Source organism: Streptomyces sp. NPDC003393 (assembly GCF_053589015.1).
In genome coordinates this window covers 1-7,821 of sequence record NZ_JBSFRB010000085.1, presented here as the reverse complement: position 1 = coordinate 7,821, position 7,821 = coordinate 1, and the positions used below count along the sequence as shown (strand labels likewise).

The 7,821-nt window shown below is 69.9% G+C and carries 2 protein-coding genes and 2 pseudogenes; 1 reads left to right on the top strand and 3 read right to left on the bottom strand.

The window, feature by feature from the left end:
* Positions 1-94 precede the first annotated feature (94 nt).
* The 3 genes and pseudogenes from ACWDUZ_RS38230 to ACWDUZ_RS38220 form a co-directional block, all read right to left on the bottom strand.
* Positions 95-1,456: pseudogene (locus ACWDUZ_RS38230) on the bottom strand (NF041680 family putative transposase); the annotation flags it as partial.
* A gap of 315 nt (positions 1,457-1,771) precedes the next feature.
* Positions 1,772-1,981: pseudogene (locus tag ACWDUZ_RS38225) on the bottom strand (hypothetical protein); the annotation flags it as partial.
* 17 nt (positions 1,982-1,998) lie between these two features.
* Positions 1,999-2,160, bottom strand: a complete 162-nt coding sequence (locus ACWDUZ_RS38220) for a hypothetical protein (protein WP_451636434.1) — start codon at positions 2,158-2,160, stop codon at positions 1,999-2,001.
* A 223-nt stretch (positions 2,161-2,383) separates the two neighbouring features.
* Between ACWDUZ_RS38220 and ACWDUZ_RS38215 the strand changes: the two genes are divergently transcribed.
* Positions 2,384-7,057: a family 78 glycoside hydrolase catalytic domain gene (locus ACWDUZ_RS38215; RefSeq protein ID WP_451636435.1), complete on the top strand. Its 4,674-nt coding sequence runs from the start codon at positions 2,384-2,386 to the stop codon at positions 7,055-7,057.
* Positions 7,058-7,821: the final 764 nt, after the last annotated feature.

Sequence of the window (7,821 nt, the reverse complement as noted above, 5' to 3'; positions counted from 1 at the left end):
GGTGAGTCTGCTGCCTGATGCTGTGCGGAGGGAAGCGTTCGCGGAAGCGTCACGCTTCCGGGGCGAGTTCTACGAGTGTCTGACCGCCCGGCGCGTTCTTCGAGCCGGGAGGCCGTCCCGGGCCCGGCCGGGACGGTTTCGGTGCGGCTGCCGGGCGGGCCACGGTCGCGCGGATGTTGCGAAACCCCCGCCGGACCCGGGCGGGTGTGAGGCGGCGGGGTTCCGCGGGCCGTTCCCAGGGGCGACGGAGGTCCTCCGTGAGGGGGCGGGCGAGGCGGAGCTGGTTATGGGCAGCGATGATCAGCCAGGTCCACAGGTCGGCCGTGTCGGGATGCCTGATTTTCGGGGCGGTCCAGCCCAGAGTCTGTTTCATGAGCCGGAAGGTGTGCTCCAGGTCGAAGCGGCGGAGAAAGGACTGCCACCAGCGGTCCACGTCCGCCGATTCGGCAGCGGTGGCCGAGCACCACAGCCAGACGGGTTTAGGGTCCCGGTCACCGGGCAGGTGCTCGACCTTCAGGCGGATCAACGTGCCGTGCAGAACGGGAAGTTCTTCCTTGGCGTGGTTCAACCAGGGCCCGCGGTGGGTGAGCCGGGGGTGCATCCGGTCCCAGGCCGTCGCGGTGGCCGTGCCGTAGCGGGTGGTGTCCGTGGCGGTCGTGACGTCGGGCTCGTGCCAGCTGTCGGGCTTCTTGAACGTGAGAACGCCGCCATGCCGGCGGGGGCGCCCGCCCCGGGGACCCGACCGGGCGGGGCCGGGGTCGCGGAGCATGACCCGGTCCGAGCGCAGGCGCCCGACCAGCGCGACCGGCAGGTCAGCGAGGGCGTGGGTCAGGTAGGCGACGTCGTAGCCGGAGTCCATCACGATCAGGATGTCCGGGTCGCCCGGTCTCCATTGGCCTACGGTTGTCAACCGCTCGACAACATCGCGGAGTTGGGCGGCAGTGGCGGTTGTCGCGTCGTCGGCCGGGCCCAGGCGAACCGCGTCCAGGAGAGTGACCCAGGAGGTGCGGCCGGTTTCCAGGGCCGCGACGAAGGAGTAGGGCCAGCCTGGCACCAGCTGGTCCGAGCTGCGGTCGCCGCGTCCGTAGACATGGCAGAAGAGCCGGTCGCCGCTGGTGGGGGCGTCCGGTCGCAGCCAGTGCGACACGTCCACGGCGAGCACGATCCGCCCGTCGGCCGCCTTCGGCAGCGGCAGCTCCGCCAGCGCGCGGCGCAATCGTGTCGGCTCCAGCCAGCCCCGGTCTAGCGCCGCGTACAGCGCCCCATGCCCCCGTCGGTGCTCGACCGCCAGGCAGAGCTCGACCAGGGTCTTCACCGGTCCATCGGCGCACAAGATCGCCTCGGTGAGCTCGAAGAGCGCATCGGCACGGCTGTACAGACAGTCGTAGAACTCGACCCGAAAGCGGGACAACGCGCTCAATGCCTCGCCTGCGGGAGTGTCGACGGGGAGACTCATACGTAGCGGCCGTTCTCTCGTGCTTCGTTACTCGACATCTCGAAGCGTGGAGAACGGCCGCCTTCGCTGTCCCGGGAAGAACCGCAGATCAGCAGGTCGAGTGACCTGCGAGGTTAAACGTCAAGATGAGGGTCTGTTCCGTTTCGCAGCCGCCGACGAGGACCAACGCCCCGCGAAAGCACGCCCTCACGGTCTTGCCCCGCACGCCGCCGCCGATCGACCCGCCGGAGGCCGCCGCACCTGACCGCCCGGCCGCGAGGCCGACCCCGTGCCGCACAGCACCGCCCCCTCCGCCGGCAGCACGGCCCCCGACCATACGTACTCGACTTCGTCGGTGTACTGGCGGAGCTGAGGGCCAGTGGTGTCGCTGGGGATCGTCTCGCCGATCTCGGGGCCAACGGAGATGACGACCAGGGAGCGGTCCAGAGCGTGGAGCTCCGCCTGGTTGGTGATGGACTCCAGTTGCTTCGCGGCGGCGTCGGAGAAGGCGATACGGGCGCGGCGCGGACCGTGCTGTGGGGGCATCAGGCAACGGCCGGGCGCTACTTGGCGAGGCGGGCGAGGTGGGTTTCGCGCAGTTCCTCCCACGGCCTGCACTGCTCGGGGTCGGGCAGGCCGTTGCCTGGCGATGTCATCAGGGCCGCAGCGAGCTGGTCGGCGTCTGCGCGGGTCCGGGCCGCGTAGGCGCGGAACTGGCGTGTCACACTGGGGTATCGCCCGGTGCGGGGGCTGGGGACTGAGGTCTTCTCAGCCACCTGGCGGATGCAGTGCGTGATGATCCGTCAGCAGGCTTCGCCGCGACAGGCCCGGCGGTAGAAACACGCGAAGCCCCGTAAGAACGGGTGGTCCAATATCGGACAGAACCCTTCCCGAAGCTACGCCACGATCGCTAGAGTAACGCTTCCCCGGGCGGTATGAAACGTTTCAATCGGAGGGTGCGCCCCATGCGAAGATGGATCGTCAGTCCCGCCGCCGCCCTGGCCCGACGACAAGGGCTTCCTCGGTAAACCCGCCGACACCGACACCGGACTTACCCGCATCGGCGCCCGCGAGTACGACCCGACCACCGGACGCTTCCTCTCCGTCGACCCCGTCCTCGCCCCCGATGACCACGAATCCCTCAACGGCTACGCCTACGCCAACAACACCCCCGTCACCAAATCCGACTCGAGCGGCAAACGCCCGCTGTCGGGCTGCGAGATACGCGTGGGCAGCAGCGCGGGCGGCGCGGACGTCTGGGACAGCGGCAAGGTCGGCTCCGACCAGTCCGTCGACGTCGGCTACGGCGGCCCGGCGCTGACCAGCCACACCGGCTACCACTGGTCCGTCCGGGTCTGGGACGACCAGGGCACGGCGTCCGGATGGAGCGACGACGCCACCTTCGAGACCGGTCTGCTCGACGCCTCGGAGTGGCAGGCCGACTGGATCGGCGCCAATCCCGCCGACCGCTTCGGCCCGCAGTGGCGTGACTACACGATCAGCTTCACGGCCTCCGGCATCAGCGGCGCGCTGGGCGTGTACTTCCGCGGCAGCGATGCCAACAACGCCTACATGTGGCAGCTCAGCGAGTCGCAGCGAGCGCTGCGCCCGCACGTCAAGAAGGCCGGCGGCTACAGCGTCCTCTCGGCGACGCCCTTCCCGGCCGGCTTCGACTTCGCCACCAGCCACAAGTACGAGATCGCCGTCGCCGGCAGCACCATCACCACCTCGGTGGACGGCAGCGTCCTCGACAAGCGCTCGGATGCCACCTTCACCGGCCCCGGCATCGTGGGCTTTCGCACCAGCGGCACCGAGCGCGGCCTGGTGAAGCAGGTCCAGGTCACCTCCGCCGACGGCACGGTGCTCGTGGACGACTCCTTCCCGCCCGGCGACCACACCTTCGAGCAGGGCACCGTGACAGCGAACGGCCTGCTGGTCGACGGCAACGGCGGTGAGGCCTGGCTCGGACTCGGCCACGAGGTCCCGCTGCTGCGCAAGACCTTCCACCTGCAGGACAAGCCGATCGCCTCGGCCCGGCTCTACGCCACCGCCGAGGGTCTCTACCAGTTCCGGCTCAACGGTGCTCGCGTCGGCGACCAGGAGCTCGCGCCCGGCGTCACCGACTACAACAAGCGGATCGACTACCAGACCCACGACGTGACCAAGCAGCTGCACGCGGGCGACAACGCGATCGGCGCCCAGCTCGCGCGCGGCTGGTACTCGGGCAGGGTCGCGATGTTCGGCGACCAGATCTGGGGCGCCAACCCGGCGCTGATCGGCCAGCTGCGCGTGCAGTACGCCGACGGCAGCACCCAGACCGTCGGCACCGACGACACCTGGCGCACGACGCCCGGCCCGATCACCTCGGCCGACCTGCTCGACGGCGAGAGCTACGACGCCCGCCGCGGCGCACAGGTGGCCGGCTGGGACACCACGGCCTACGACGCCGCCGCCTGGACGTCGGCGGTCACGATGCCGTCCGCCACCAAGCTGCTCGAGCCAGCCTCCGACCAGCCGGTACGGGACACCCAGAAGCTCGCCGCCCACCGGATCGCCTCGCCCACGCCCGGCACGTACATCTACGACCTCGGGCAGAACATGGTCGGCGTCTCGCGCGTGACCCTCACCGGCCAGGCCAGCACCACCGCCCGGATCCGCCACGCCGAGGTGCTCAACCCCGACGGCACCATCTACACCGACAACCTGCGTTCGGCGCGGGCCACCGACTACTACACCTTCACCGGCACCGGGACGCAGACCTACCAGCCGACCTTCACCTTCCACGGTTTCCGCTACATCGAGATCAGCGGTGTCGCCCAGGCGCCCGCGGACGATCAGGTGACCGGAATCGTGATGGGCACCGACACACCGCGCGCCAACAGCTTCAGCACCTCGTCCGGTCTCGTGAACCAACTGCACAGCAACATCACCTGGGGCCAGCGCGGAAACTTCCTGTCGATCCCGACCGACACCCCGGCCCGTGACGAGCGCATGGGCTGGACCGGCGACATCGACGTCTTCTCGCGCACAGCCGCCTACAACATGGACTCGCAGGCTTTCCTGAGCAAGTGGCTGCAGGATCTCCGCGACACCCAGAACGCCACGGGCTCCTTCCCGGGCGTCGCGCCGACCATCCCCGGCAAGTTCGACGGTGGCTACGGCAGCGCCGGCTGGGCGGATGCGGGCGTGCACGTGCCGTGGGTGCTGTGGCAGGCCTACGGCGACCTGCAGGTCGTCCGCGACAACTACGACGCCATGAAGCGCTATGTCGACTACCTCGACCGCGACTCGACCAACCACATCCGATCCGCGGGCGGTTACCTCGACTGGCTCAACCTGGACGACGCGACCCCGGCCGATGTGCTCGACACCGCCTTCGTCGCGCGCAGCACGCACGAGTTCGCCCAGATGGCCGCCGCCATCGGACACGACGCCGACGCGGCCGCGTACCAGCAGCGCTTCGAGGCGATCCGGCAGGCCTATCAGCAGGCCTTCATCGCCGCCGACGGCACGGTCAAGGGGAACAGCCAGACGTCCTACGTCCTGACCATCAACAACGGCCTGGTGCCGGCCGACCGGGCCCAGGCGATCGCCGACAAGTTCGTCCAGACGATCAAGCGGCACGACTGGCACCTCTCGATCGGCTTCCTCGGCGTCGACGGGCTGCTGCCGGCGCTGAGCAAGATCGGCCGCTCCGACATCGCCTACCGGCTGCTGCAGAACCGCGACTACCCGTCGTGGGGCTACGAGATCGGCAAGGGCGCCACGACCGTCTGGGAACGGTGGAACTCGATCATGCCGGACGGCAGCTTCGGGCCCGTGGGCATGAACTCCTTCAACCACTACGCCTACGGCGCGGTCGGGGAGTGGATGTCCGGCACCCTCGCCGGCGTCTCGCCGCGCACGCCGGGCTACCACAGCTCGACGATCGCTCCCGAGCCCGGCGACGGGATCGACTGGGCGAAGATGGCCCACGAGACGCCCTACGGCACCATCGCCTCGACCTGGCACAAGACCGACGCGGGGCTGACCCTCGACGTCACCGTCCCGGCGAACACCACGGCCAGCGTCCGAGTGCCGACCGCGGCGAACCGCTGGGCGGTCACTGAATCCGGCAAGGCCGCCGAGGACGCCACCGGCGTCACCTACAAGACAATGACCGACGGCGCGCCCGTCTTCGAGGTCGGCTCCGGCTCCTACCACTTCGCCGTGGACGACGTGCTCGGCCACCTGGGCTCGGCCCGCGCGACTGGTACGAGCCGGACGACGGCCATCGACGCGCTCGCCGCCAAGGGCGGCATCGACCGTGGCACCGCGGGCCTGCTCGACGCGCAGGCGGGCAAGCTGGCCGACCAGCTCGAGGCCGCCTGGCAGACCCGGCTGGTCAGCGACGACACCGTCGCCGCCGTGCACGCGGCGCTCTCGACGGCCGCCGACCTCCAGCGCTGGATCGCCAACAAGCGCCGGATCGGCCAGCTCGACGCCACCGCCGCGGCCACCCTCACCGCACCGCTGGCCACGATCGCCGACGAGCTCAGCGCGGCGTCCGGGCTGCTTGTCGGAGCGGTCGCACAGCTGACGCCGCCCGCTGACGGAGTCCTCCCGGGGGACTCCGTCACGGCGACGGTCAGTGTGCGCAACTCGGGCACCAGCACGCTGAAGGGGCTCGGCGCCAGCCTGACCGCTCCGGCCGGATGGACCGTGGTGCCCACCGGGCCCGCCGTCGGCGACATCCCAGCCGGCGCGACCGGCACCCAGGCGTACCGGGTCACCGCGCCGATGTCGGCAGCGGCCGGCTCGGTCACCCTCACCGGGGAGGCGCACTACGCGTACCACCAGTCGACGGCGAGCCTGCCGGTCTCCGCAACCCTGGCGGTCAACCCGGCCGTCACGGTCGACTCGGTGACGCCCGCGACCAAGACCGCCGGAGCCGGGGCCACCGACGATCTCGCCGTGCTGCTCACCAACCACTCGGCGGTCGTGCAGCAGCGCACCGTCCAGGTGAGTCCGCCGGACGGCTGGGCGGCGGTCGCCCCGCAGCAGGTCACCGTCCCCGCTCACGGCACCAGCACGGTGACGGCGCGGGTCGCCGTTCCGATGAGCGTCACCGAAGGGCCGGCGAGCGTCGGCGTGGCCACCGGCACCACCGAACAGGAGAAGGCAAGGGCCACCATCGGGGTGGTCTTCACCAATCCGCCGACGAGCTTCCTCGACTACGTCGACCTCGGCAACGCCACCTCCGAGAGCGCCCACCAGCTGGCCGCCTCGCAGCACTCCGGGACGAATGTCGAGGCCGGGCTGACTCGCCGCTACACCAACTCGGCCTATCCCGGCGGCTGGTTCGAGATGGACGTCAAGGTGCCGACGGACCGGCCCTTTGTGCTTCGGATGGTCGAGACCTACGACAGCGCGCAGCTCAAGACCTATGACGTGCAGATCAACGGCGTCGTGGTGCACCAGCGCCGCTACCAGCGCACGCAGGGCGGACAGGGCAGCCTGAGCTACCAGTTCGTCGTCGACCGCCCCGATCTCGTGGGAAATGGCGTGGTGCGGCTGCGCTTCCAGGACGTCGGCACCGACTACGACCCGTCGATCGCCGACCTCTGGGCCATCTCGCAGTAGTCCCGCTGCCTCCGCCCGCCTGAGCCTTGACGCCGGGCGGGCGGAAGTACGCCACGTCCTCGTTCTGTCGCTGATGCACGGCCTGCTTGACCTGCTGCAGGTTGTTGCGCAGCAGATCGGAGACGAGCTCGTCCATGCGCGGATCACCGAGCATCTCGATCAGCACGCGCAGCGTGGTCTCGCTGACCTCCGAGACGATCAGGCCGTAGCCGGGGAGCTTGCCGATCAGCCGGACGTTGGGGTCCTGCTTGATCGTGACCAGCTCGCTGACCACGAGTTGCACCATGCCCATCGCCCGTCCGTACACGGGCAGCCCGTGTATGGCCTGTACGTCGGAAGGTGCGGGCCAGATGGCGGGCGACGGCGATGTCCTCGCCGCCCTCGAACGCTCCGGACACCGTGATGACGTCCCCCAGCGGCGATTGCCCGTCCTCGCCGTCTGCTGTCTGTTCCAGACCGGTCCGCCTCGCCCCCGTGCCCAAACGTGCTTCGCTCGTTTACCCCCGAACCTTCACATCAGGCTCGGCCAGGGATGTGGTGTCGGTGTTGTCTGCGCGGGCCTCGGTGCCATCGTCCTCCCCCGGGGCAGGCCGTGGAGGCTGGTGTGAAGAAGGCCGCGCGGCACGCGGAGGGCGACCGTCGTTAGCGCGAAAGCCTGGCTGACCCTGTACTAGTAGTGCTTGGTCAGGTCGGTATCGGTTGTGGCATGTCGCGGTGACACGTGGGGCAGGCGCCGGTCCAGACCGCGAGGAGTAGCTGCAGTT